We start from the raw sequence: 22,759 nt of genomic DNA on the forward strand, positions 1-22,759 counted from the left end.
GGTCAGCGACCGCGGCGGCGGGGCCGGTACGCGGCGAGCGCGGCCGGCACGCCTCGCCGGATGATGCCGGCCCGGTCGCTGTCCCCGCGCAGCACCGCGGCGGCCGTCTTGCGAGCCTGCTCGGCGGTGAAGTGCGGCGGCAGCATCAGCTCGGCCGGGTCGACCACGGCGTTGACCACGGTCGGCCGGTCCGCGTCGAGCACCCGCCGCCACAGGCCGGACACCTGCTCGGGAGCGTCGACCAGCTCGCCGCGCAGCCCCAGCACCTCCGCCCACCTGTGGTACGCGACGTCCGGCAGGTCCTGGCTGTCCGGGAACATCGGCGTGCCCTCGCCGGAACGCTGCTCCCAGCTCACGAACGACAGCTCCCGGTTGTTGAGCACCAGCACCGCGAACCGGGGGTCGGCCCACTCCCGCCAGTACTTCGCCACCGTGATCAGCTCGTTGACGCCGTTCATCTGCATCGCCCCGTCGCCGAGGAGCGCGATCACCGGGCGGTCCGGGTGGGCGAACTTCGCCGCCAGCGCGTACGGCATGCCGCCGCCCATGGACAGCAGCGTGCCGGACAGGCTGGCCAGCATGCCGGGGCGGACCCGCAGGTGCCGGGCGTACCAGGCGGTGGCGGTGCCGCAGTCCACGGCGAGCATGGCGTCGTCGGGCAGCGCGTCGTCGAGCGCGGCGAACAGCGACTGCGGGTTGACCGGGTCGGCGGGCTGCCCGGCCAGGTCGCGTTGGGCGGCCCGCCACTTGCCGGTGGCGTCGGCGATGGTGGCCCGCCAGGCGGTCGGGGCCGGGCCGGGGCCCAGCTCGTCGAGGAGCGCCCGCAGCGTCGCGCCGGCGTCGCCGGTCAGGTTCACCTCGGTCGGGTAGCGCAACCCCATCCGGCTGCCGTCCAGGTCGATCTGCACCGCCCGGGCCTGCCCCTCCGCCGGGTAGAACTCGGAGTAGGGCATCTGGCTGCCGACGATGAGCAGCCGGTCGCACTCGCGCATGAGCTGCCAGCTCGGGCGGGTGCCGAGCAGGCCGATCGCGCCGGTCACCCAGGGCTGCCGGTGGTCGACGGCGGCGAAGCCGAGCAGCGCGGTGGCCACCCCGGCGCCGAGCCGGTCGGCGATCCGGCGTACCTCGTCCTCGGCGCCGAGCGCGCCCTGCCCGACCAGCATGGCCACCCGCTCGCCGCCGCGCAGCACGTCCGCGGCCCGGCGGACGTCCGCCGCCGCCGGCGCGGCCGGCGGGCTGCTCGGGGCCGCGCTGGTGTGGTAGTAGCCGTGGGCGTGCGGCGGGTGCGGCACCGCCGGTTCGTCCTGCAGGTCGGCGGGGAGGACCAGGGCGGTGACGGTACGCCGGGCCAGCGCGGTGCGGCAGGCCCGGTCCACCAGGTGCCGGGTCTGCGACGGGTCGTCGAGCTGGACCAGGAACGCGGACGCCACGTCCTTGTAGAGCGCGAGCAGGTCCACCTCCTGGTAGTAGCCGCCGCCCTCGGCGGGCAGCGCGGTGTGCCCGAGCAGCGCCACCACCGGCTGGTGGTCGAGCTTGGCGTCGTAGAGGCCGTTGAGCGCGTGGATCGCGCCCGGGCCGCTGGTCACCACCACGCAGCCGAGCGGACCGCCGCCGTACTTGACGTGCGCGCCGGCCGCGAAGCCGGCGGTCTCCTCGTGGCGGACCTGGATGAACTCGGCGCGCCCCGCGGCCCGTTGCAGCGCCGAGGTCATGCCGTTGATCCCGTCTCCGGGATAGCCGTAGTAGCGGTGCACGCCCCACTCGGCGAGCCGGGCCACGATCTGGTCGGCGACGGTGGCGTCGCGGGGCAGCGCGCCGTCGTCGGATTGGTCCGCACCCATCGTGGTGGTCCCTTCGTCGGTGTCCGCTCCTCCGGCTCCCGTTCCCCGCCCCGGGCGACGGAAACCCGGCCCGTGCCGGGGCGGGCCGGGGCACCAGGCAGAATCGGCCGGTGCCCGTCCACGAGATCACCGACCCCGACGACGACCGGATCGCCGACTATCGCGCGCTCACCGACGTGGAGCTGCGTACCCGGTGGGAGCCCCCGCACGGGCTGTTCATCGCCGAGGGGGAGCTGGTGCTGCGGCGGGCGCTGCGGGCCGGCTACCCGGCCCGGTCGTACCTGGTGGAGGCGAAGCGGGCGGACCAGCTCGCCGACCTGGACACCGGCGACGCCCCGGTGTACGCGGCCAGCGCCGAGGTGCTCCAGCGGGCCACCGGTTTCCACGTGCACCGGGGCGTGCTGGCCTCGTTCCACCGCCGGGCGTTGCCGTCGGCTGCCGAGGTGCTGGCCGCCGCCCGGCGGGTGGTGATCCTGGAGGACGTCAACAACCACACCAACCTGGGCGCGATCTTCCGGGCCGTGGCGGCGCTCGGGGTGGATGCCGTCCTGCTGTCGCCGACCTGTGCCGACCCGCTCTACCGGCGCAGCGTCCGGGTCAGCATGGGCGAGGTGTTCGCGGTGCCGTACGCGAAGCTGGAGAGCTGGCCGGCGGGCCTGGCGGAGGTGCGGGCGGCGGGTTTCACGGTGCTCGCGTTGACGCCGGCGGAGGACGCGGTGCCGATCCAGCGGCTCACCGGCGAGCAGCGGGCGCGGGCGGCGCTGCTGCTGGGCGCGGAGGGTGCCGGGCTGACCCGGGCGGCGATGGCGGCCAGCGACGTGCGCGTGGTGATCCCGATGCGCCGGGGGGTGGACTCGCTGAACGTGGCCGCCGCGACGGCGGTGGCCTGCTGGGAACTGGGGCGCGACGATCCGCTTGCATGACCATGCGCCTTGATGCATAATCTTCCTGTGTCCAAGGTTCTCACCTCCCTGCCCATCGGCGAACGCGTCGGCATCGCCTTCTCCGGCGGCCTCGACACCTCGGTCGCGGTCGCCTGGATGCGCGACAAGGGCGCCGTGCCCTGCGCCTACACCGCCGACATCGGCCAGTACGACGAGCCCGACATCGCCTCCGTGCCGGGCCGCGCGCTCAGCTACGGCGCCGAGGTGGCCCGGCTGGTCGACTGCCGCGCCGCCCTGGTCGAGGAGGGGCTGGCGGCGCTGACCTGCGGCGCCTTCCACATCCGTTCCGGCGGGCGGGCCTACTTCAACACCACGCCGCTGGGCCGGGCCGTCACCGGGACCCTGCTGGTCCGGGCGATGATCTCCGACGACGTCCAGATCTGGGGCGACGGCTCCACGTTCAAGGGCAACGACATCGAGCGGTTCTACCGCTACGGCCTGCTGGCCAACCCGCAGCTCCGCATCTACAAGCCGTGGCTGGACACCGCGTTCGTCACCGAGCTGGGCGGGCGCACGGAGATGTCCCAGTGGCTGCTCGACCGGGACCTGCCCTACCGGGACAGCACCGAGAAGGCCTACTCCACCGACGCCAACATCTGGGGCGCCACGCACGAGGCGAAGACGCTCGAACACCTGGACACCGGCATCGAGACGGTCAGCCCGATCATGGGCGTCCGGTTCTGGGACCCGACGGTCGAGATCCCCACCGAGGACGTCACCGTCGGCTTCGACCAGGGCCGGCCGGTGACCATCAACGGCAAGGAGTTCGGCAGCCCGGTCGACCTGGTGCTGGAGGCCAACGCCATCGGCGGCCGGCACGGCCTCGGCATGTCCGACCAGATCGAGAACCGGATCATCGAGGCCAAGAGCCGGGGCATCTACGAGGCACCGGGCATGGCGTTGCTGCACGCCGCGTACGAGCGGCTGGTCAACGCCATCCACAACGAGGACACCCTGGCGAACTACCACACCGAGGGCCGCCGCCTCGGCCGGCTGATGTACGAGGGACGCTGGCTCGACCCGCAGGCGCTGATGCTGCGCGAGTCGTTGCAGCGCTGGGTCGGCACCGCGATCACCGGCGAGGTGACGCTGCGGCTGCGCCGGGGCGAGGACTACTCGATCCTGGACACCACCGGGCCGGCGTTCAGCTACCACCCGGACAAGCTGTCCATGGAACGCACCGAGGACTCGGCGTTCGGCCCGTCCGACCGGATCGGCCAGCTCACCATGCGCAACCTGGACATCGCCGACTCGCGGGCCAAGCTGGAGCAGTACGCCTCGCTCGGCATGGTCGGCGGCACCGCCCCGCAGCGGATGGTCGGCGCCGCGCAGGCGGCCTCGACCGGGCTGATCGGCGCGATGCCCCAGGGCGGCGCGGAAGCCATCGCCTCCCGGGGCGTGCCCTCGGCCGAGGACGAGTGGCTCGACCGGGCCGCGATGGAGTTCGGCGTCGACTGAACCGGCGGCCGTTCCGGGACCGTGGTGACGCAGGGTAGCGTGTCGCCCGTGTTCCCTACGGTGCGTGAGGTGCTCGCCCTGGTGCCGGTACGCCACGGCGCGCCCCGCCTGGTCGCCGGCGACGCCGGGCTGGACCGCCCGGTGCGCTGGGTGCACGTGGCCGAGGTGCCCGACATCGCCACCCTGCTCGGCGGCGGGGAACTGGTGCTCACCACCGGCATCGGGCTGCCCGCCGACGACGCCGGACTGCGCGCGTTCATCGGCGACCTGGCCGACGTCGGCGTCTCCGGGCTGGTCGTCGAGCTGGGCCGCCGCTACGTCGGCGGCGTACCCCGGGTGATGGCCGCCGCCGCCGAACGGCGCGGGCTGCCGCTGGTCGAGCTGCGCCGGGCCACCCCGTTCGTCCGCATCACCGAGGCGGTGCACGCGCTGATCGTGGACGCCCAGCTCACCGAACTGCGCGCCACCGAGGAGATCCACCAGCGGTTCACCGAGCTGTCCGTGGAGGGCGCCGAACCGGCCGAGGTGCTGCGCCAGGCCGCCGAACTGGCCGGCTGCCCGGTGGTGCTGGAGAACCTGTCCCGGCAGGTGCTCGCGTACGACCCGGCGGGGGAGAGCGCGGAACTGCTGCTGGACGGCTGGGAACAGCACTCCCGGCGGATCCGCCCGGCCGGGCGCACCGCGTACGACCCGGACAGCGGCTGGCTCGTCACCACCGTCGGCGCGCGCGGGCAGGACTGGGGGCGGCTGCTGCTGCGCTGGCCGGCGACCGAGGCCGCCCCGCCCACCCGGCTCACCATCCTGATCGAGCGGGCCGCCTCCACGCTGGCCCTGGGCCGGCTGATCCGACGCGACGCCGAGGGCCTGGAACGGCAGATCCACCGCACCCTGCTCACCGCGCTGATCGACCACTCCCGCCCGGTGGACGAGGTGGCGCTGCGCGCCAAGGCGCTCGGCGTCACCCTGGACCGCCGGCACCTCGTCGGCGTGGTGGTCCGCCACCGCAGCGACGACCCGGCCGGCGACACCGGCCCGGATGCCCCCGACGACCCCCGGCTGGGCGCCCGCCGCGAGCCCGCCGGCCCGGAAGCCGGCCCGGCCCGCCTGCGCGACCTCGCCGAGGCGGTCGGCCAGGCGGTACGCGAGGCCAAGCTCACGGCCCTGACCAGCGCCGTCGACGACCACACGGTGGGCGCGCTGCTGGCGCTGCCCGACCCCGCCGACGAGGAGCGGGCACTCGCCGCGTTCGCCGCGGCGTTGCGTCGGGTACGCCTCGACGCCGCCCCGGTCCGCCCGCTCACCCCACGCCCAGCCCGCCCCGCCGACGGCGCCGGTCGGGTCGCGGCACCCGGCGGCGCGCGCCCACTGGACGGGGTCGGTCGGGGCGGTCCGGCCGCGGGTGCGCGCCCGGTGGACGGGGTTGTTCGGGGCGGTTCGGTCGGCGGGGCGCGTCCGGCCGACGGGGCTGGCCGGGGCGGTTCGGTCGGGGTGCGCGCCCGGCCGACGGGGCTGGTCGGGGCGGTTCGACCGCGGGTGCGCGTGCGGTCGACGGCGCGTCCCGGCCGGCGGTCGTGGTCGCGGCCGGGTCGGGGGTGAGCAGCCTGCGGGAGGCACGCCGATCGCTGGTCGAGGCACGACAGGTCGCCGAGGCGGCCCGGCGGGACCCGCGCGACCTGCCCTGCTTCCGACTGCCGCACGTCGGGCTGGCCGGCCTGCTGCACCTGCTCCGCGACGAACCCCGATTGCAGACGTTCGTCGAGCGGGAACTGGGCGCGCTGCTGGCGTACGACGCGCAGCACCCCCGGGAGCAGTTGCTCGGCACCCTGCGGGCCTACCTGGAGCAGGGGCGGAACAAGTCGGCGGCGGCGGTGGCCGCGCACCTGTCCCGGCCGGCCTTCTACGAGCGGCTGGCCCGCATCGGCCGCATCCTCGACGCCGACCTCGACTCGGTCGACCAGTGCCTCTCCCTACACGTGGCGCTGCTGGCCCTGGACGCCGTCCGCACCCCCTGACGCCACCCACCCCGCCCTGCCCCGCGCCTGCGCCCCGTGCCGCGCCCCGCGCCCCGCGCCCCGTGCCGCGCCCCGCGCCCCGTGCTGCGCCCCGCGCTCACGCGCTGCGCCCCGCGCTCACGCGCTGCGCCCCGCGCCCCGTCGATCATGGAGTTGTGGCGCCTCTGATACCCGATTAGTGGACTTTGCGAGGTGCCACAAGTCCAAGATCGGCGAGGGCGGCAAGGCCGGCGAGGCGGGGGTGTTTGGGCATGGGCTGCGGAGCGAGGCAGGCGGGGCAAGGTGGGACAGACGGGGGCTGGCTGGGCACGGGCACGGGGTACGGCGCGGTGGGGCACCGGGCGCGGGGCGGGGCGGGGCGCACGAGAGGGGCCGGGCGGGGCGGACGGGAGCTGGCAGTGCGGGGCGGCCTGGCCGGGCAGGGCGTGCGGGGCGGGCTGGCCGGGCAGGGCGTGCGGGGCGGGCTGGCCGGGCGGGGCGCACGGGGCGGGGCGGGGCGCACGGGAGCTGGCCGGGCGGGGCGGACTGGCAGGGCAGGTGCGTGCGGCGCGGACGGGAACCGGCAGGGCAGAGGCGGGGCGGGACAGACATGGCCGACGGGCAGCCGGGGCCCGCGAGGCGGACGGGACAGGCGTGAGTGGAACGCTGTGTGTGCCTACGAGGCCCCGAGACACCCACAGCGTTCCACTCACGGTCGGCTGATCTCGTCGGTGGAGCGCTGTGGGTGTCTCACGCCGGGCAGGCAACCCACGGCGGGACCCCCCGGGTGCACCGAAGGGCTTCGCGGGAGGCGAGGCGGGGCGACGGATCAGGTGAGGGCGGTGAGGGCCTTGGCGTAGGGGGCGGGAACGAAGTTCGGCCCGCCGGGGGTGAAGACGTCGGAGGTCGACGCCGCCTGCCACGCGGTGTCGGGCAGCGCCGCCACCAGCGCCTTGACCACCGGGGCGTCGCGCCACTGGTCCTGCTGTGCGAGCAAACTCAGCGCGACCACCGACTCCTCCACCTCGCCGACGCACTCGAACGGCTTGTGCCCGTCGACGCCGAGCAGTTCCCGGTAGCCGGCGGTCTGCGACTCGTCGGCCAGCAGGTCGCCGCCGAAGATGCCGGTGAGCCGCTCGCGGGACATGAACGGGGCCATGGCCAGGAAGACGAACCGGCACTTCGGGCAGTTGCGGCACCAGCGCTCGCTGGCGTCGCGCAGCTTGAACGCGGCGTTGCAACTGGTCACTACCGCGTCGTAGCGGTCGATCTCGGCGAACAGTCGGGCGATGTGCAGCTCGGACAGGGAGCGCAGGAGCGAGAAGTACGGCTCGGTGAGCCCGGCGTGCTCGGCCAGCGCCGCGCGCAGCAGCCCTTCCGCCTCGACGCCCTTGGACCACTGGTGGTTGATCTCGTGGCCCTGCCAGACCAGGTTCGGGTCGGATGCGGAGCGCTCGTTGGACATCACCACCGGGCCGAGACCGTGCAGGACCGCGGTGGCGACCGCGATCAGCGAGTTGATCGCGGTGACCGGGATGTGTCCGTTGCGCGCCCCGGCCGCGTTCAGGTCGAACAGCACCGGGTCGAGCCGGCGCCGGGCGGCCAGCGGCACCAGGTCGGACGCCTCGTTGACCGAGACGATCACGTGGTTCGGGTTGACCGAGAAGGGCACCGGGTCGAATCCGGCCCGGCGCAGCGCCTCCAGCGTGACGATGGAGTCCTTGCCGCCGCCGACGGCCGACAGCGGACGCCGGTCGGAGTTGTCCAGCGGGGCGGCCCGGCCGACCGAGCCGGCCGGCACCTCCGGCCGCAGCGCCAGCACGTGCGGCAACTGGTTGCGGTAGGCGTACTCGGCGAGGCCCTTGGTGTAGACGGCGGTGACCAGCTCGACGGCGGCGGCGCCCAGCGGCGCCGGCAGCACCAGCCGGGGCGGCGCGGCGGCCTTGTAGTAGCTGACGCCGGCCACCACGTGCAGCAGTTCCAGCACCCGACCGAGGGTGGCCGCGGTGGCGTCGGAGACCGGCTCGGTCGGCAGCGGGAGCGTGATCACCTCGGTGAACCGCTGCTCGCCGTCGGGTCCGGTGAGGGCGTAGTCGAACAGGACCTCGCCGGTGGCGAAGTCGATCGAGTAGGACGGGAAGGTGAAGGCGTCCATCCGCCGGAGCTGCTCGTTGGGCACACGCAATACTAGGCCCTGGTTCGTCCGGCCGTGTCCGGCTGGGCCGGACCCTGCCCGCCGAGCACCGACCGAGCCCGAGGAGAGCCTGTGCGCCTGTCTGATCTGCGCGGACGTCATGTCGCCGTCTGGGGTGCCGGCCGTGAGGGTCGGGCCGCGGTGATCGCGATCGCCGCGCACGGCCCGGCCGGCCTGGTCGCCGTGGACGACAGCGCGAACTTCCTGAGCCTGCCCTGGGAGGGCCCGCTCGCGGCGGCGGCGCCGCTGGTCACCGGCGAGGAGGGCTTCGACCGGCTGGCCGCCGCCGACGTGGTGGTCCGCTCGCCCGGGGTGCCGAACACCCACCCGTGGATGGTGGAGCTGCGCCGTCGCGGGGTGGCGGTCACCCAGGGCAGCGCGCTCTGGATGGCCGACCACGCGGACCGGACCGTCGGGGTGACCGGAAGCAAGGGCAAGAGCACCACGTCCAGCCTGATCAGCCACCTGCTCACCGCGATGGACCGGCCGAACGTGTTCGGCGGCAACATCGGCGTGCCGCTGCTCGACCTGCCGGAGGCGGAGCGGTACGTGCTGGAGTTGTCCAGCTACCAGTGCGCCGACCTGACCGACTCGCCGCGGGTGGCGGTGGTGACCGCGCTGTTCCCGGAGCACCTGGACGCGCACGGCGGTGAGCGGGAGTACTACCGGGACAAGCTGAACCTGATCGCGCACGGCCCGCACACGGTGGTGGTCAACGGCGCCGACCCGAGGCTGGCGGTCGAGCTGGGTGACCGGGCCGCGGTGCGGGCCGGCTCGCCGGACACCACGCACGTGGCCACCGGCCCGGACGGTACGCCGTGGTTCCACCTGCGCGACGCGCCGCTCTTCCCGCGTGCCGTGCTGCCGCTGGTCGGCCGGCACAACGAGGGCAACCTGTGCGTCGCGCTGGCCGTGCTGGACGCGCTGGGCGTGGACGTGGTGGCGCGGCGGGACAGCCTGGCGGTGGCGGTGGCCGAGTTCCAGGGCCTGGCCCACCGGCTGACCGAGATCGCCGACCCGTCCGGGCTCACCTTCGTCGACGACACGCTGGCCACCAGCCCGTACGCGGCGATGCACGCGATCGACGCGTACGAGGGGCGGCCGTTGACGGTGATCGTCGGCGGCACCGACCGGGGCCTCGACTACGCGCCGCTGCGCGAGCACCTGGCCGAGCGGGAGATCACCGTGATCGGCATCCCGGACAGCGGCGCGCGCATCGTCGAGGCGCTCGCCGGGCTGGCGGCGGTGCGCACCGAGCTGGCCGACGACCTGGTCGCCGCCGTCGGGCTGGCCCGCAAGCTCACGCCGGCGGGCGGGGTGGTGCTGCTGTCCCCGGCCGCGCCGAGCTACGGCCGGTTCCGCAACTTCGAGCACCGCTCCGAGGTGTTCGCGCAGGCGGTCGCGGACACGGCCCGCTGAGGCTCAGTCCCGGCCGGCAGGTGAGGTGTCGTGGGTCGGCGGCGCGTCGAGGGCCGCCGGTTCCGGAGCCGCGGTGTCGTCGGCCGGCTCGCTGGTGGCCGGGGTGGCGGGTGCGGCCCGGTGCTTGTGCGGGGTCCAGGCGAACGCGAGCGCGCCGCCGACCAGGGCGAGCAGCATGCCGACCAGGAATCCGCCCAGGTTCGAGGTGAGCCAGGAGACCAGCCCGAGCAGCAGCGACAGCAGCGCGTAGAAGACCCGCTGCTGCGGGGTGGCGACCAGCAGCACCCCGCAGAGCACGAGGATCGCCGGGACCAGGTAGGCGGCGAGGCCCTGCGGCCCGACGTGCAGCAGCACGCCGAGCGGCGCGCGCAGCGTCACCAGCATCTCGGCGCCGCCGAGTGCGACGAGCACCCCGGCGGTGAGGGGGCGGGCCCGCCGCCAGCGGCGCCAGCGCCCGGCGGGGCGGGCGGCCGGCGCCGCGTGTTGTCCGGCGCTCACCTCAGCACCCGTCGGAGCTGAAGCCCATGCGCAGGTTGGGCAGCGTGAAGATCGCGGCGGTGGTGGCGTAGTTGTTCTGCCGCAGGTTGGTGATGGTCACCGTGTCGGCCTGCTGGGCGAAGACGCCCGGGTTGCCCTTGACGCCGGGCACCTGGTCGACGGTGCTGGCGTCCTGCCCGACGTTGATCTTCTTGAACGAGGCGTTGCCGGCGATCTCGTCGCCGTCGACGACGAGCGTGCGGGCGCTGACCGGCTTGCCGGCGCCGCCGGCGGTGATCCGCAGGTTGGTCCCGCCCAGATTGATGCTCTGGCAGAGGTTGGTCAGCTCGGCCTTGTCGATGGCGGAGACGATGACGAGCACCTGGCCGCCGGTGTCGCCCTGGTTGGGGCTGTCCGGGATCATCTGGTCGAGCGTGGCGAACTGCTCGAACCCGGTGCCCTCGAGTTTGTCGGCGGTGACGGTGAACGGCATTCCGGAGATGGCGAACTGCGCGCCGAGCACGCCCTGGGCGGTCAGCACGACCATGCCGGCCGCGCCGGCCGCGACGGCGCCGAGCGTGACGGCGAACCGGCGCCAGCGCACGCCGCTGCTCGGTTGGCCGGGCACGATCGGTGCGGTCTGCTCCGACATGGCGAGTCTCCCTTTCGAGATCAATTCATCCACGACGATGTGCAGGCCGAAGTTACCGCTGAGTAAACGACGGGTCAACAGATCGTTAGTCGGTATCTGCCAATTGCGGCCAAAGTGAAAAACCGCTGCGGTTTTCCACCCGTGCTCAGGGCGCGCAGGGCGCGACCGCGGCCGGCCCGTCGTCCGGGCGGGCCGCCCGGGTGGCCCGCCGGGCCTCCGCCGGGCCGAGGAACGGCGCGGTGGCCGCGTACGTGAGCACCGGCAGCAGCAGCGGCAGCTCCTCCGCCCGCCCCTGCGTCACCCGGGCGCGGATGGTGGCGTAGATGCCGCCGACCACCGTGGACACCAGCACGTCGCGGTCCACGCCGTGGACCGCCGGCCCCGGGCCGGCGTCGGCGAAGAACCGGCGGAAGCTGTGCAGCAGCGCGTCGCGCTCGCGGCGCGCGTCCGGGCCGGCGGCATCCACCTCGACCAGCGCCATCCGGGCGAAGGCGGGCACGCTGGCCAGCACGTCGAGCAGGGTGCGCAGCGCCGCCCGGGCGGCGTCCGGCCAGGCCGGGCCGGCGTCGGCGTAGGCGGCCGCCATCAACTGCGAGACCACCGCGACGCCGTGCCGGTACGTGGCGAGGAACGCGTCCTGCTTGCCGCTGAACAGGGCGTAGAAGGCCGGCCGGGTGACCCCGGCGGCGTGGCAGATGTCGCTGACCCGCGCGTTGTCGTACCCCCGGGTGGCGACCTCCCGCACCAGGCCGTCGAAGAGCCGGTCGCGTTGGGTGGCGGCCACCTCCTCGGCCGGCACCCGCCGCGGGCCTCGCTTGATCGCGCGGTCGGGGTCGCGGCCGTGCCGGGCACCCGGCAGGGGTGCGGGCGGTGGCGGGCCCTGCATGGTCAAGATATCGGCCCTCCTTGATGCGTTGACTTTACGACCCTCTGAGGTTTATAACTTTCGACACGCTCAGTTGACAGCCCGTAACCGAAAGTGATCTCTCCGAAGGGTTCGACGGCTGTCATTATCGCCGCCCGTCTCCACCCACCGCCGGAAGGAACCACCATGCCCAGGTACGGACGTATCGGCGCGGGCCTCGCCGCCCTGGCGCTGCTGACCGGTCTGGTCGGCGCCGCCCCCGCCACCGCCGCCCCCACCACCGCGCTGGCCAGCGCCGTGCTGACCTACCCGGCCCCGGCCGGCACCGCGGTCTCGGTGGGCGACGTGATCCAGGCCAGCCTGAAGACCGGCACCAACGCCACCTTCTACAACTCGGCCAGCGGCACCACCGGCATCAAGTGCGCCGCGTCCAGCTTCAGCGCCAAGGTGCTGACCAACCCGACCGCCCCCGGCACCGCCACCGAGAGCCTCACCGCGCAGACGTTCACCAGTTGCACCACGAACGTCTTCGGCACCACCGGCGTGCAGAGCGTGACCGTGAACAACCTGCCGTACTCCACCAAGGTCACCAGCGCCGGCGTGGTCACCATCTCCGGCACCGCGGCCGCGCCGATCCAGAGCACCGTCGTGCTGAACTCGCTGCTCGGCCCGATCACCTGCGTCTACCGGACCAGCACCAACACGCTCACCGGCACGGCGGCCAACGCCACCAACTCGATCGCCTTCACCAACCAGACCCTGACCAAGTTCTCCGGCCCGTCGCTGTGCTTCGGCACCGCCTACTTCACCGCCACGTACTCGCCGGTGAAGGACACCAGCAAGACCGGCAGCCCGGGCGTCTACGTCAACTGACCACCCGGTTCGCGGGCCGGTGCGCGGCGGTTCGCCGGGCACCGGCCCCGCCGTGCGCCGGCCACCACCGGGGTACGTGGTGTCAGGTGGGCGGGGCCGTCGCGCGACACAGTGACAGTTGTCCCTGCCCGCGCGCGGTGGGAGCGTGCGGGGACCAACCCGCCGCCGAAAGGGTGCGCCGATGACCACCGACGACCTGCTGGCCCGGCACCGGGCCGTGCTCCCGTCCTGGATGCCGCTCTACTACGCCGAACCGCTCGAACTGGTCGCCGGCTCCGGCCGCCGGGTCACCGACGCGGCCGGCCGCAGCTACCTGGACTTCTTCGGCGGCGTGCTGACCAACATGATCGGCTACGACATCCCGGAGATCCGCGAGGCGGTGCAGCGGCAACTGTCCACCGGCCTGGTGCACAGCTCCACGCTCTACCTGATCCGCCAGCAGGTCGAACTGGCCGAGAAGGTCGCCCGGGTCTCCGGCATCCCCGACGCGCGCGTCTTCTTCACCAACTCCGGCACCGAGGCGAACGAGGCCGCGTTGCTCGTCGCCACCAACCACCGGCGCTCGCACCAGATCCTCGCCGTGCGCAACAGCTACCACGGCCGGTCGTACGCGGCGATGGGCGTCACCGGCAACCGGAGCTGGTCGGCCAGCGCGCTCAACCCGCTCCAGGTGGCCTGGCTGCACTCCGGCGAGCGGCTGCGCGGGCTGCTGGCCCGGCTCGACGCCGACGACCGGGTCGACGCCGCGGTCGAGGACCTGCGCGAGGTGCTCGCCACCCAGACCGCCGGCGACGTGGCCTGCCTGATCGCCGAGCCGATCCAGGGCGTCGGCGGCTTCACCCACGGCCCGGACGGGCTCCTCGCCGCCTGGAAGAAGGTGCTCGACGAGCACGGCATCCTGCTGATCAGCGACGAGGTGCAGACCGGCTGGGGGCGCACCGGCGAGCACTTCTGGGGCTACCAGGCGCACGGCGTCACCCCGGACCTGCTCACCTTCGCCAAGGGCATCGGCAACGGCTTCGCCCTGGCCGGCGTGGTCGGCCGGGCCGAGGTGCTGGAGGCGGTGCCGGCGATCAGCTTCTCCACGTTCGGCGGCAACCCGGTCTCCACCGCCGCCGGCAACGCGGTCCTCGACTACCTGCTCGACAACGACCTGCAGGCCAACGCGGCCCGCGTCGGCGCCATCCTCGGCGACGGCCTGCGGGCCGCCACCGCCGGCCTGGACCAGGTCGCCGAGGTACGCGGCAAGGGCCTCATGCTGGCCGTCGAGTTCGTCCGCCCCGGCACCGTCGAGCCGGACCCGGAGCTGACCACCCGGGTCTTCGAGGCGTGCCGCGCCGGCGGCCTGCTGGTCGGCAAGGGCGGCCTGTACGGCAACGTGGTGCGGATGGGTCCACCGCTGACGCTCACCGAGGACGAGGCCCGCGAGGGCCTGGCCATCCTGGTCGACGCGATCGGCACCTCGATCGGAGCGGCGGCGTGAACCTCATCGGGCACTACGTGGACGGCAAGCGGACCACCGGGGAGTCCGAGCGGCGCGGCGACGTCTTCGACCCGGCCACCGGCCGGCGTACCGGGCAGGTGGCGCTGGCCGGCGCCGCCGACGTGGCCGGCGCGGTGGAGGCCGCCGAGCGGGCCGCGCGCGACTGGCGGGACGCCTCGCTGGCCCGGCGCACGGCGGTGATGTTCGCGGTGCGCGAGCTGGTGCACGCCCGCCGCGACCGGCTCGCCGAGGCGATCACCGCCGAGCACGGCAAGGTCCTCGCGGACGCCGCCGGCGAGGTGCAGCGCGGCCTGGAGGTGATCGAGTACGCCTGCGGCATCGCCTCGGCGCTGCGCGGCGGGTTCAGCGAGAACGTGTCCACCGAGGTCGACTCGTACAGCCTGCGGCAGCCGCTGGGCGTGGTCGCGGTGATCTCCCCGTTCAACTTCCCGGTGATGGTGCCGCTGTGGTTCGTGCCGGTGGCGATCGCCTGCGGCAACGCGGTGGTGCTCAAGCCGAGCGAGAAGGACCCGAGCGCGGCGCTGCTGCTGGCCGAGTGGTTCACCGAGGCGGGCCTGCCCGACGGGGTGCTCAACGTGGTCAACGGCGACAAGGAGGCGGTCGACGCGCTGCTCGACCACCCCGGCGTGAAGGCCGTGTCGTTCGTCGGCTCCACCCCGGTGGCCCGCTACGTGCACCAGCGCGGCGCGCTGGCCGGCAAGCGGGTGCAGGCGCTGGGCGGGGCGAAGAACCACATGGTGGTGCTGCCCGACGCCGACCTGGACCTGGCCGCCGACGCCGCGGTCAACGCCGGGTTCGGCTCGGCGGGGGAGCGGTGCATGGCGATCTCCGCGCTGGTCGCGGTGGAGCCGGTGGCCGACGCGCTGGTCGAGCGGATCGCCGAGCGGATGGCCCGGCTGCGCACCGGGGACGGCCGGCGCGGCTGCGACATGGGACCGCTGGTCACCGCCGCGCACGCCCGGCGGGTCCGGTCGTACGTCGAGTCCGGGGTGTCGGCCGGCGCGGTGCCGGTGGTGGACGGGCGCACCGTCACGCCGGACGGCGAGCCGGGCGGCTTCTGGCTCGGCCCGACCCTCTTCGACCACGTCCGGCCGGAGATGTCGATCTACACCGACGAGATCTTCGGTCCGGTGCTGAGCGTGCTGCGGGTCGGCTCGTACGACGAGGCGGTGGAGCTGGTCAACGCCAGCCCGTACGGCAACGGCACGGCGATCTTCACCAACGACGGCGGTGCCGCCCGGCGCTACCAGCACGAGGTGGAGGCCGGCATGGTCGGCGTCAACGTGCCGATCCCGGTGCCGATGGCCTACTACTCGTTCGGCGGGTGGAAGGCGTCGCTCTTCGGTGACCTGCACGCGCACGGCGCCGACGGGGTCGCGTTCTTCACCCGGGGCAAGGTGGTCACCAGCCGCTGGCTCGACCCGCGCCACGGCGGGGTCAACCTCGGCTTCCCCACCCAGACCTGAGCAGCCGCAGCAGTCCCGCCCCGGCCAGGTACGCCACCAGCGCCGGGGCGGGCAGGCCGAGCGGCTCCGGCGCGGTCTTCGGCGCCAGGCTGTTCAGCAGCAGCCCGGCGACCAGCGCGGCGTACCCGGCGACGGCCAGCGCGGTAGCCGTCGGGCCGTACGCGCCGGCGCGGCCACCGCCGCCGGGCCTGCTGCCCGGCCGGCCGGGCGGACCCGACACACGGCGGGTGCGGGCCTCGATCGGGCCGAAGACGGCGACCAGCGCGGTCAGCACCACGGCCAGGGCGGCCAGCCACGGGATCCGCCAGGCCCACCAGGTCGCCGAGCCGACCGGGGGAGTGGGCAGCACGCCGAGCGCGTCGAGCAGGCCGACCAGCAGGACCGCGGCGGTCAGGTGCCAGAGGAAGACGGTCAGCACCACCGCGTTGACCGCGATCACCGCCTGCCACGCCCCGGACCGGCGCAGCAGCCGCCCGGCCGGGCCGCGCAGCAGCAGGATCAGCCCGAGCTGGGTGGTGGCCGCGGCGAGCAGCGCCACGCTGGGCGGGGCGGCGTTGTCCAGCTTCTCGCCGGCCACGTGCAGCATCGCCACCGGGTACGGCCCGACGACCGTGAGCAGCACCAGCGCGGCCAGCCCGACCGCCACCAGCGTCGCGCCCGCCCGACGGGACAGCGGCAGCCGCCGACGGCGCAGGCCGGTCCGCTCGGCGGCGTGGCGCGGATCGGGGCCTGCCGTCCCGGTCGAGCGGGCGTCCAGCCGGCTCGCGTCGTACCAGGCGAAGCCGAGCTGGTGCACGGCCAGCCAGGCGAACAGGTAGTTGCCGTCGGCCAGGACGGCCGGGCCGAGGAGCCGGCCGAGGTCGCCGAGCGCGACGAGACCGGCCAGCGCCACCGGGACGGCGAGGCCGAACCGGCGGTGCAGCGCGTACATCGGCGGGGTCAGCGCCACCACCACGAAGTAGGCGACCAGGAACCACAGCGGGATGGTGGCGAACCAGACCACGGTGCGGACCTGCGTCGGGTCGGCCCCGCGCAGGGTCGCGACGGTGGCGCCGGCGGCCAGCACCAGCAGCAGCGCGGTGGTCGGCCGGACCAGCCGGGCACTGCGGTCCACCAGCCAGCCGGTCGCGGTGCCGCCCCGGGCCCGGCGGGCGGTCAGCGAGGCGGCGTTGGCGTAGCCGCCGACCAGGAAGAACACCGGCATCACCTGGGCCACCCAGGTCAGCGGCCAGGCCCAGGGCAGGTCGGCCAGCGCCGAGTGGCCGGACGGACGGCCGTGCTCGTGGCCGATCACGGTCACGCCCCAGTGGCCGAGGACGACCATGGCGATGGCCAGCGCCCGGAGCAGGTCGACGTAGCGATCCCGCCCCGGCGGCGTGCGCTCGGCGAGCTGCCGCAGGCGGCGCATGAGCCCAGGCTATGCCAGCCTCCGCCGACCGGTACGGATAACGGTTCGGCCCTGAGGTCTTGTGGTCCGCGTCTCGTCGGCGTAGAAATTCTTCAACGAAAACGTGTCTCGTGAAGAGAAGCGACAGAGCCAACGAGGAGATGCGATGAACAGGCGTGAGATCCTTCGACGCAGCGCCGCCGCCGGCCTGCTGGCCACCCCCGCCGCCGGGCTGCTCACCGGATGTGCCACCTCCGGCGGCGACGACAAGGGCGACGCCGGGGCGTACAAGGGCACCAAGAGCGAGCAGAACCCGCTCGGCGTGAAGGAGGACGCCCCGCTCGAGGTGGTCATCTTCAACGGCGGCTTCGGCGAGGACTACGCCAAGGCCCACGAGGCCATGTACAAGGAGAGGTACCCGAAGGCGGAGATCAAGCACTCGGCCACCCAGGAGATCAGCAAGACACTCCAGCCGCGCTTCGTCGACGGCAGCCCGCCGGACGTGGTCAACAACTCCGGCGCCGGCCAGATCGACTTCAACGGCCTGGTCTCGCAGAACGCGCTGGCCGACCTGAGCGACCTGCTCGCCGCGCCGAGCCTCGACGCACCCGGCAAGACGGTCAAGGACACGCTGCTGCCCGGCACCGTCGAGGTCGGCTCCTACGACGGCAAGTTCCTGGTGCTCAACTACACCTACACGGTGTACGGCATCTGGCACTCCACCAAGCTCTTCGCCGACCGCGGCTGGACCTACGCCAAGACCTGGGACGAGCACATCGCGCTCTGCCGGCAGATCAAGGCCGCCGGCATCGCCCCCTGGACGTACGCCGGCCTGCACCCCCGCTACATGAGCTGGCCGCTGATCTCCACCGCGATCAAGCTGGGCGGGCCCTCGGTCGCGCTGGCCATCGACAACCTGGAGCCCAACGCCTGGAAGTCGGACGCCATGAAGACCGCCGCCGACGCCTGGTACCAGATCGTCAAGGACAAGTTCATCCTCGCCGGCTCCCCGGGCCTGGACCACAAGCAGTCGCAGACCGCCTGGTGCCAGGGCAAGGCCGCGTTCATCTCCTGCGGCTCCTGGCTGGAGAGCGAGCAGAAGGACGTCACCCCGGCCGGGTTCAACATGACCGTCGCGCCCACCCCGAGCCTGGGCAGCGGCGACAAGCTGCCGTTCGAGGCGATCCGAGGCACCGCGGGCGAGCCGTTCATGGTGCCGGCGAAGGCGAAGAACACCGCCGGCGGGCTGGAATACTTCCGGACCATGCTGTCGCGCAAGGGCGCGCAGGACTTCACGAAGAAGGTCGCCAGCCTGCCCGTGGTCGCCGGCGCCACTGACGGCGTCGAGCTGCCGTTCGGGCTCGCCACCGTGGTCAAGGCGCTCGACGCGTCCGGGTCCAACGGCTTCAACTGGGTCTACAACAACTACTACCGCAAGCTGGAGCGCAACCTGGTCGACGCGGCCTGCGGCGAGTTCTTCAGCGGCCGGATCTCCCCGGCCGAGTTCCTCGACCAGTGCCAGAAGGGCGCCGACTCGATCGCGCAGGACACCTCGGTCAAGAAGTACAAGCGGGCCGCGTGACGATCGGATGCGACACGGTCGACTCCCGCTGATCCTCAGCTTCCTGCTGCCACCGCTGGCGGTCTACGGCATCTTCGTGCTCTCGCCGTACCTCCAGGCGTTCCAGATCTCGACCACCGACTGGCTGGGCTACTCCGCGCAGGCCGACCAGGTCGGCCTGGCGAACTTCCGCACCCTGCTGCACGACGGGTACGTCTGGAACGCGCTGAAGAACAACGCGATCCTGCTCGCGGTGGTGCCGGTGGTGACCATCGCGCTGGGTCTCTTCTTCGCCAGCATGCTCACCATGGGGGGCCGCAAGGGCCGCGCCGGGGTGACCGGGGTACGTGGAACCTCGGTCTACCGGCTGGTCTACTTCTTCCCGCAGGTGCTCTCCGTGGTGATCATCGCGTTGCTGTGGAAGGAGATCTACAGTCCGACCAGCGGCCTGCTCAACGGCGCGCTACGCGCGGTCGGGCTGGCCGAGCCGCCGGCCTGGCTGGGCGATCCGCGGTTCGCGTTCTGGTGCGTGCTGGCCGTGATGGTGTGGAGCAACGTCGGGTTCTACGTGGTGCTGTTCGGCGCCGCCATGCAGGCCATCCCGCGTGACATCTACGAGGCGGTGCTGCTCGACGGCGCGTCCCGGGCCACCATGCTGCGCAAGATCACCATCCCGCTGCTCTGGGACACCATCCAGGTCGCCTGGATCTACCTGGCCATCGCCGCGCTGGACGGCTTCATCCTGGTCCAGCTCATGACCAACGGCGGCCCGAACTTCTCCTCCGACGTGATCGGCCTGCGGATGTACGACACCTCGTTCGGCAGCGAGAACAAGTTCGGGTACGCGTCGGCGATCGGCGTGGCCATGTTCTTCCTGACCCTCTCGGTGGCGGTGCTGGCGCTGCGGACCGCCCGGCGTGATCGGATCGAGTACTCGTGACCACAGTCGACACCGGCGCGCCCACCGCCGCCGTACCGCGCGACACCGCCCCGGCGGACCGCCCGCCGCGCCGCGAGACGGGGGTGGCGAACGCCTTCTCACACGGGTTCCTGCTGCTCTGGGCGGCGATGACCATCCTGCCGCTGGCCTGGATGCTGCTCAGCTCGCTGAAGAGCAACGGCGAGATCATCGCCGACCCGTGGGGCCTGCCCGAGGCGTTGCGGTTCGACAACTGGGCGCGGGCCTGGACCACCGCCCACATCGGCCGGTTCTTCTTCAACAGCCTGGTGGTGGTGACCGGCTCGCTGACTCTGACCATGCTGCTCGGCGCCACCGCCGCGTACGTCTTCGCCCGCTACGAGTTCCGCGGTCGTCAGGTGGTCTACTACCTGTTCGTCGGCGGCATGATGTTCCCGGTGTTCCTGGCGCTGGTGCCGCTCTTCTTCGTGGTGCGCAGCGTGGGCCTGCTCGGCACCTGGCCGGGGCTGATCCTGGTGTACACGGCGTACTCGCTGCCGTTCACGGTGTTCTTCCTGACCGCGTTCTTCCGTACGCTGCCGACCTCGGTGGCGGAGGCCGCGATGATCGACGGTTGCGGCCACTTCCGGCTCTTCTTCCGGGTGATGCTGCCGATGGCGCGACCGGGACTGATCAGTGTGGGGATCTTCAACTTCCTCAGCCACTGGAACCAGTTCCTGCTGCCCCAGGTGCTCATCCCCGGCGACGGGCCGAACCGGATGCTCGCCCAGGGCCTCAGCTCACTCGCGGTCAGCCAGGGCTACGCCGGCGACTACGCCCAGCTCTTCGCCGGGTTGACCATCGCGGTGCTGCCGGTGCTGGTGGTCTACGTGGCCTTCCAGCGCCAGATCCAGGCTGGCCTGACCGCCGGGCAGCTCAAGTGAGGTCGTTCCAATAAGGTGAGCCGGCACACTCATCGGCGGCATCGCGATGGTCGCCGTCGGCGTCGCCATCAAGGAGCAGGGGACCGGTTCGCGCATCCTCAACGTGGTCGTCGGCCTGGCCTTCTTCGGGTACGGCTTCTACCTGCTGTTCCTCTTCGACGGCGGCGACTACCGGATCTTCTTCTACGTCTTCATCCTGCCGATACTGTTGATCGTGCGCGCGGTGAAGGCCCGCAAGGAGGCGCGCGAGCGGGCCGCGGCGCACCAGTTCGCCGGTCCGCCGCAGCAGGGCATGTTCCCGCCGTCCGGGCACGGCCAGCCGGCCCCCGGCTTCCCGCCCGCCCAGGGCCAGCCCGCCCCGTACGGCACCCCGCAGCAGGGCCAGCCGGCCCAGTTTGGCGCGCCGCAGCAGGGCCAGCCGGCCCAGTTTGGCGCGCCGCAGCAGGGTCAGCCCGCGCCCTATGGCACCCCGCAGCAGGGTCAGTCCGCGCCCTATGGCGCCTCGCAGCAGGGCGGGGCGTACCCGCCGCCCGCTGCGCACCCGGGCCAGGCGGCTCAGCAGGGGTGGCACCCCGGGCAGCAGGGCAACCCGAACGCCTGAGCGGACCCCGAGGGCCGGCCGATGCTGTCGGCCGGCCCTCGTCGCGTCCGATCGGAAGAATCTCCCATGGGGACTGGCGCTGCTGACCGATTCTGATCGGATCGGCCGGGCGGCGTCGTCGACCGTCCCCCGACCCGATCAGCGGCTCGACGGGGCGGCCCGCCGCACCGCCCGGCCCTTACCGCCGACGGACCCGTTCCCGACGCCCGCGGGCCGGGAGGGTGAGGTAGCCGGTCCGTGCCGACAAACTTGATGACGCGAACGAGTCACGGCGGCCGGACCGCCCCTGATTCACCCGCGTCATCAAGTTCGTCGGCACCGTGCGACCGCCCGCCGCCGACGGGCAGGACGACTCGCGGATGCCTTTGGAGCTGAGAGCAGGAACGACTCACACACCGCTGCTGCCTTCGACCGCGTTGAGTCGTGCCTGCTCTCAGCTCCAAAGGGGGGCGTGGAGGACTACCATCCGTCGGCGCGGGGCGCGGGGCGCGGGGCGCGGGGCGCGGGGCGCGGGGCGCGGGGCGCGGGGCGCGGGGCGCGGGGCGCGGGGCGCGGGGCGCGGGGCGCGGGGCGCGGGGCGCGGGGCGCGGGGCGCGGGGCGCGGGGCGCGGGGCGCGGGGCGCGGGGCGCGGGTCAGGTGGGCGGCGGGACGAGCCGGGCGTGCAGCGCCGTCGGGTCGGTCACCTCGGGCAGGTCCCGGGCGGCGAGCCAGGCCGCGGCGGCGGCGCCGTCCCCGGCACTGTGCCGGGGCGCGGCCGGCCAGCGGCGGGCCAGTTCGGCGCGGACCGCGGCGGCCAGCGGGGTGTCGCCGGTGAGCAGGCCGCCGCCGAGCACCACGGGGTCGGTCGCGCCGGCGGGCCGGATCCGGGACACGCTCTCGGCCAGCAACGCGGCGGCCTCGGCGATCAGGGCGGTGCCGGTCGGCTCGCCCGTGCGGGCCGCCGCCACGACCAGCGGCGCGAAGCGGGCCAGCTCCACCGGCGTACGCCGGGTGACCGCCTGCACCACGGCGTCGACAGTCGCGCGGGGGCGGGCGGCGACCTCGTCGGCGCCGGTCAGCTCCGCCAGCACCTGGCGGCCCAACTCGCCCGGCGCGTCGGCGCGGTCCAGGTCGGCGAGCAGTCGGCGGACCGCCTCGCGGCCGAGCCAGAACCCGGAGCCGGCGTCGCCGAGCAGCCAGCCGTGGCCGTCGGCGGTGCGGTCCAGGCGCAGGTCGCGCACCTGGGCGGCGATCGCGCCGGTGCCGGCGATGAGCACGGTGCCGTCCGGGGCGGCGGTGCCGGAGGCGTAGGCGACCAGGGCGTCGCCGTGCACCGTGTACGGGCAGCGCAGCCCCGCCTCGGCCCAGGCCCGGTCGAACGCGGCGCGCCCCAGCGGGTCGGCCAGGAGGCGGCCGGCGCCGGCGAGGCCGATCACGCCGGCGCGTACCCGGGTGGGATCGACGTCGGCGAGCGCCGCGCGCAGGGCGGCGAGCAGTTCGGCGGCGGCCGGCTCGGCGCCGTGGCTGGTCGGGTTGCCGCCGCCGGCGCGGCCGGTGCCCAGGCGGGCCCCGTCGAGGCTCAGGGCGGTGGCGCGGGTGGACGTGCCCCCGACGTCGAGGCCGACCACGACGGTGTCCGACATGGTCCTCATGCTGGCCGCCCGGGTGTGTCCGGCGCAAGATCGCGCCGGCGTCCCAGGTAAC

At 73.8% G+C, this 22,759-nt stretch carries 19 protein-coding genes and 1 tRNA gene; 13 read left to right on the forward strand and 7 right to left on the reverse strand.

Annotated elements, in window-relative coordinates; translation table 11 throughout:
- Positions 1-2 precede the first annotated feature (2 nt).
- Positions 3-1,841, reverse strand: coding sequence for a thiamine pyrophosphate-requiring protein (locus H1D33_RS04195; protein WP_181569310.1), 1,839 nt, complete (start codon positions 1,839-1,841; stop codon positions 3-5).
- Between the two features lie 110 nt (positions 1,842-1,951).
- Between H1D33_RS04195 and H1D33_RS04200 the strand changes: the two genes are divergently transcribed.
- From H1D33_RS04200 to H1D33_RS30400, 4 genes are read left to right on the forward strand one after another with little or no spacing between them, the layout of a single operon-like run.
- A complete protein-coding gene (locus H1D33_RS04200) occupies positions 1,952-2,764 on the forward strand; it encodes a TrmH family RNA methyltransferase (protein ID WP_181569309.1) in 813 nt (270 codons plus the stop codon).
- Positions 2,765-2,791: 27 nt separating this feature from the next.
- A complete protein-coding gene (gene argG, locus H1D33_RS04205) occupies positions 2,792-4,243 on the forward strand; it encodes an argininosuccinate synthase (protein ID WP_181569308.1) in 1,452 nt (483 codons plus the stop codon).
- Positions 4,244-4,291: 48 nt separating this feature from the next.
- Positions 4,292-5,839 (forward strand): PucR family transcriptional regulator ligand-binding domain-containing protein, encoded by a 1,548-nt coding sequence (locus H1D33_RS30250; RefSeq protein WP_479686827.1) that lies wholly within the window; start codon positions 4,292-4,294, stop codon positions 5,837-5,839.
- Positions 5,836-6,255 (forward strand): PucR family transcriptional regulator, encoded by a 420-nt coding sequence (locus tag H1D33_RS30400; protein ID WP_479686828.1) that lies wholly within the window; start codon positions 5,836-5,838, stop codon positions 6,253-6,255. Before H1D33_RS30250 ends, H1D33_RS30400 begins: the two co-directional genes overlap by 4 nt.
- 808 nt (positions 6,256-7,063) lie before the next feature.
- Here H1D33_RS30400 and H1D33_RS04220 read toward each other — a convergent pair.
- Entirely contained in the window at positions 7,064-7,846 is a 783-nt protein-coding gene (locus tag H1D33_RS04220; protein ID WP_181569307.1) for a MurL C-terminal domain-containing protein, read from the reverse strand.
- Between H1D33_RS04220 and H1D33_RS04225 the strand changes: the two genes are divergently transcribed.
- Together H1D33_RS04225 and murD are read left to right on the forward strand one after the other, a co-directional pair.
- Positions 7,826-7,929, forward strand: a tRNA-OTHER gene (locus H1D33_RS04225). The genes H1D33_RS04220 and H1D33_RS04225 overlap by 21 nt on opposite strands.
- Before the next feature lie 571 nt (positions 7,930-8,500).
- The gene (murD, locus tag H1D33_RS04230) at positions 8,501-9,847 is read left to right on the forward strand and encodes a UDP-N-acetylmuramoyl-L-alanine--D-glutamate ligase (RefSeq protein WP_181569306.1); all 1,347 of its coding nucleotides are present in this window, start codon (positions 8,501-8,503) and stop codon (positions 9,845-9,847) included.
- A 3-nt stretch (positions 9,848-9,850) separates the two neighbouring features.
- On the opposite strand, the gene H1D33_RS04235 is transcribed toward murD, so the two are convergent.
- The 3 genes from H1D33_RS04235 to H1D33_RS04245 all read right to left on the reverse strand — a co-directional run bounded on the left by H1D33_RS04235 (position 9,851) and on the right by H1D33_RS04245 (position 11,862).
- The gene (locus H1D33_RS04235) at positions 9,851-10,345 is read right to left on the reverse strand and encodes a DUF6114 domain-containing protein (protein WP_181569305.1); all 495 of its coding nucleotides are present in this window, start codon (positions 10,343-10,345) and stop codon (positions 9,851-9,853) included.
- 1 nt (position 10,346) lies between these two features.
- Complete coding sequence (locus H1D33_RS04240) at positions 10,347-10,976, reverse strand: DUF6230 family protein (RefSeq protein WP_181569304.1); 630 nt, start codon at positions 10,974-10,976, stop codon at positions 10,347-10,349.
- A 145-nt stretch (positions 10,977-11,121) separates the two neighbouring features.
- Entirely contained in the window at positions 11,122-11,862 is a 741-nt protein-coding gene (locus H1D33_RS04245; RefSeq protein ID WP_246412268.1) for a TetR/AcrR family transcriptional regulator, read from the reverse strand.
- Between the two features lie 165 nt (positions 11,863-12,027).
- Between H1D33_RS04245 and H1D33_RS04250 the strand changes: the two genes are divergently transcribed.
- The 3 genes from H1D33_RS04250 to H1D33_RS04260 all read left to right on the forward strand — a co-directional run bounded on the left by H1D33_RS04250 (position 12,028) and on the right by H1D33_RS04260 (position 15,684).
- Positions 12,028-12,714 carry a Tat pathway signal sequence domain protein gene (locus tag H1D33_RS04250; RefSeq protein ID WP_181569302.1) on the forward strand — a complete coding sequence of 229 codons (687 nt, stop codon included), beginning with the start codon at positions 12,028-12,030 and terminating at the stop codon, positions 12,712-12,714.
- Between the two features lie 181 nt (positions 12,715-12,895).
- The gene (locus H1D33_RS04255; RefSeq protein ID WP_181569301.1) at positions 12,896-14,197 is read left to right on the forward strand and encodes an aspartate aminotransferase family protein; all 1,302 of its coding nucleotides are present in this window, start codon (positions 12,896-12,898) and stop codon (positions 14,195-14,197) included.
- Positions 14,194-15,684: a CoA-acylating methylmalonate-semialdehyde dehydrogenase gene (locus tag H1D33_RS04260; RefSeq protein WP_181569300.1), complete on the forward strand. Its 1,491-nt coding sequence runs from the start codon at positions 14,194-14,196 to the stop codon at positions 15,682-15,684. Before H1D33_RS04255 ends, H1D33_RS04260 begins: the two co-directional genes overlap by 4 nt.
- On the opposite strand, the gene H1D33_RS04265 is transcribed toward H1D33_RS04260, so the two are convergent.
- Positions 15,656-17,092: an acyltransferase family protein gene (locus tag H1D33_RS04265; RefSeq protein WP_181569299.1), complete on the reverse strand. Its 1,437-nt coding sequence runs from the start codon at positions 17,090-17,092 to the stop codon at positions 15,656-15,658. The genes H1D33_RS04260 and H1D33_RS04265 overlap by 29 nt on opposite strands.
- Before the next feature lie 145 nt (positions 17,093-17,237).
- On the opposite strand from H1D33_RS04265, the gene ngcE reads away from it, so the two are divergent.
- Genes ngcE through H1D33_RS04285 form a run of 4 tightly spaced genes read left to right on the forward strand, consistent with a single transcriptional unit; the run spans position 17,238 to position 21,075 of the window.
- Positions 17,238-18,653 (forward strand): N-acetylglucosamine/diacetylchitobiose ABC transporter substrate-binding protein, encoded by a 1,416-nt coding sequence (ngcE, locus tag H1D33_RS04270; RefSeq protein WP_181569298.1) that lies wholly within the window; start codon positions 17,238-17,240, stop codon positions 18,651-18,653.
- Between the two features lie 7 nt (positions 18,654-18,660).
- Positions 18,661-19,572, forward strand: coding sequence for a carbohydrate ABC transporter permease (locus H1D33_RS04275; RefSeq protein WP_181569297.1), 912 nt, complete (start codon positions 18,661-18,663; stop codon positions 19,570-19,572).
- Positions 19,569-20,474 (forward strand): carbohydrate ABC transporter permease, encoded by a 906-nt coding sequence (locus H1D33_RS04280; protein ID WP_181569296.1) that lies wholly within the window; start codon positions 19,569-19,571, stop codon positions 20,472-20,474. Before H1D33_RS04275 ends, H1D33_RS04280 begins: the two co-directional genes overlap by 4 nt.
- A 46-nt stretch (positions 20,475-20,520) precedes the next feature.
- On the forward strand, positions 20,521-21,075 hold the full coding sequence (locus tag H1D33_RS04285) for a hypothetical protein (RefSeq protein ID WP_181569295.1): 555 nt from the start codon (positions 20,521-20,523) through the stop codon (positions 21,073-21,075).
- 633 nt (positions 21,076-21,708) lie between these two features.
- Here the strand turns inward: H1D33_RS04285 and H1D33_RS04290 are convergent.
- Positions 21,709-22,698 (reverse strand): N-acetylglucosamine kinase, encoded by a 990-nt coding sequence (locus H1D33_RS04290; protein WP_181569294.1) that lies wholly within the window; start codon positions 22,696-22,698, stop codon positions 21,709-21,711.
- Positions 22,699-22,759: the final 61 nt, after the last annotated feature.

Source organism: Micromonospora ferruginea (genome assembly GCF_013694245.2).
GTDB classification, from domain to species: Bacteria; Actinomycetota; Actinomycetes; order Mycobacteriales; family Micromonosporaceae; genus Micromonospora; species Micromonospora robiginosa.

What these genes read in the sequence shown, in the direction of transcription:
- H1D33_RS04195 (WP_181569310.1), bottom strand. Translation starts at nt 1,841, where the DNA reads ATGGGTGCGGACCAATCCGACGACGGCGCGCTGCCCCGCGACGCCACC.
- H1D33_RS04240 (WP_181569304.1), bottom strand. Translation starts at nt 10,976, where the DNA reads ATGTCGGAGCAGACCGCACCGATCGTGCCCGGCCAACCGAGCAGCGGC.
- H1D33_RS04245 (WP_246412268.1), bottom strand. Translation starts at nt 11,862, where the DNA reads ATGCAGGGCCCGCCACCGCCCGCACCCCTGCCGGGTGCCCGGCACGGC.
- H1D33_RS04250 (WP_181569302.1), top strand. Translation starts at nt 12,028, where the DNA reads ATGCCCAGGTACGGACGTATCGGCGCGGGCCTCGCCGCCCTGGCGCTG.
- H1D33_RS04255 (WP_181569301.1), top strand. Translation starts at nt 12,896, where the DNA reads ATGACCACCGACGACCTGCTGGCCCGGCACCGGGCCGTGCTCCCGTCC.
- H1D33_RS04265 (WP_181569299.1), bottom strand. Translation starts at nt 17,092, where the DNA reads ATGCGCCGCCTGCGGCAGCTCGCCGAGCGCACGCCGCCGGGGCGGGAT.
- ngcE (WP_181569298.1), top strand. Translation starts at nt 17,238, where the DNA reads ATGAACAGGCGTGAGATCCTTCGACGCAGCGCCGCCGCCGGCCTGCTG.
- H1D33_RS04275 (WP_181569297.1), top strand. Translation starts at nt 18,661, where the DNA reads ATGCGACACGGTCGACTCCCGCTGATCCTCAGCTTCCTGCTGCCACCG.
- H1D33_RS04285 (WP_181569295.1), top strand. Translation starts at nt 20,521, where the DNA reads ATGGTCGCCGTCGGCGTCGCCATCAAGGAGCAGGGGACCGGTTCGCGC.
- H1D33_RS04290 (WP_181569294.1), bottom strand. Translation starts at nt 22,698, where the DNA reads ATGTCGGACACCGTCGTGGTCGGCCTCGACGTCGGGGGCACGTCCACC.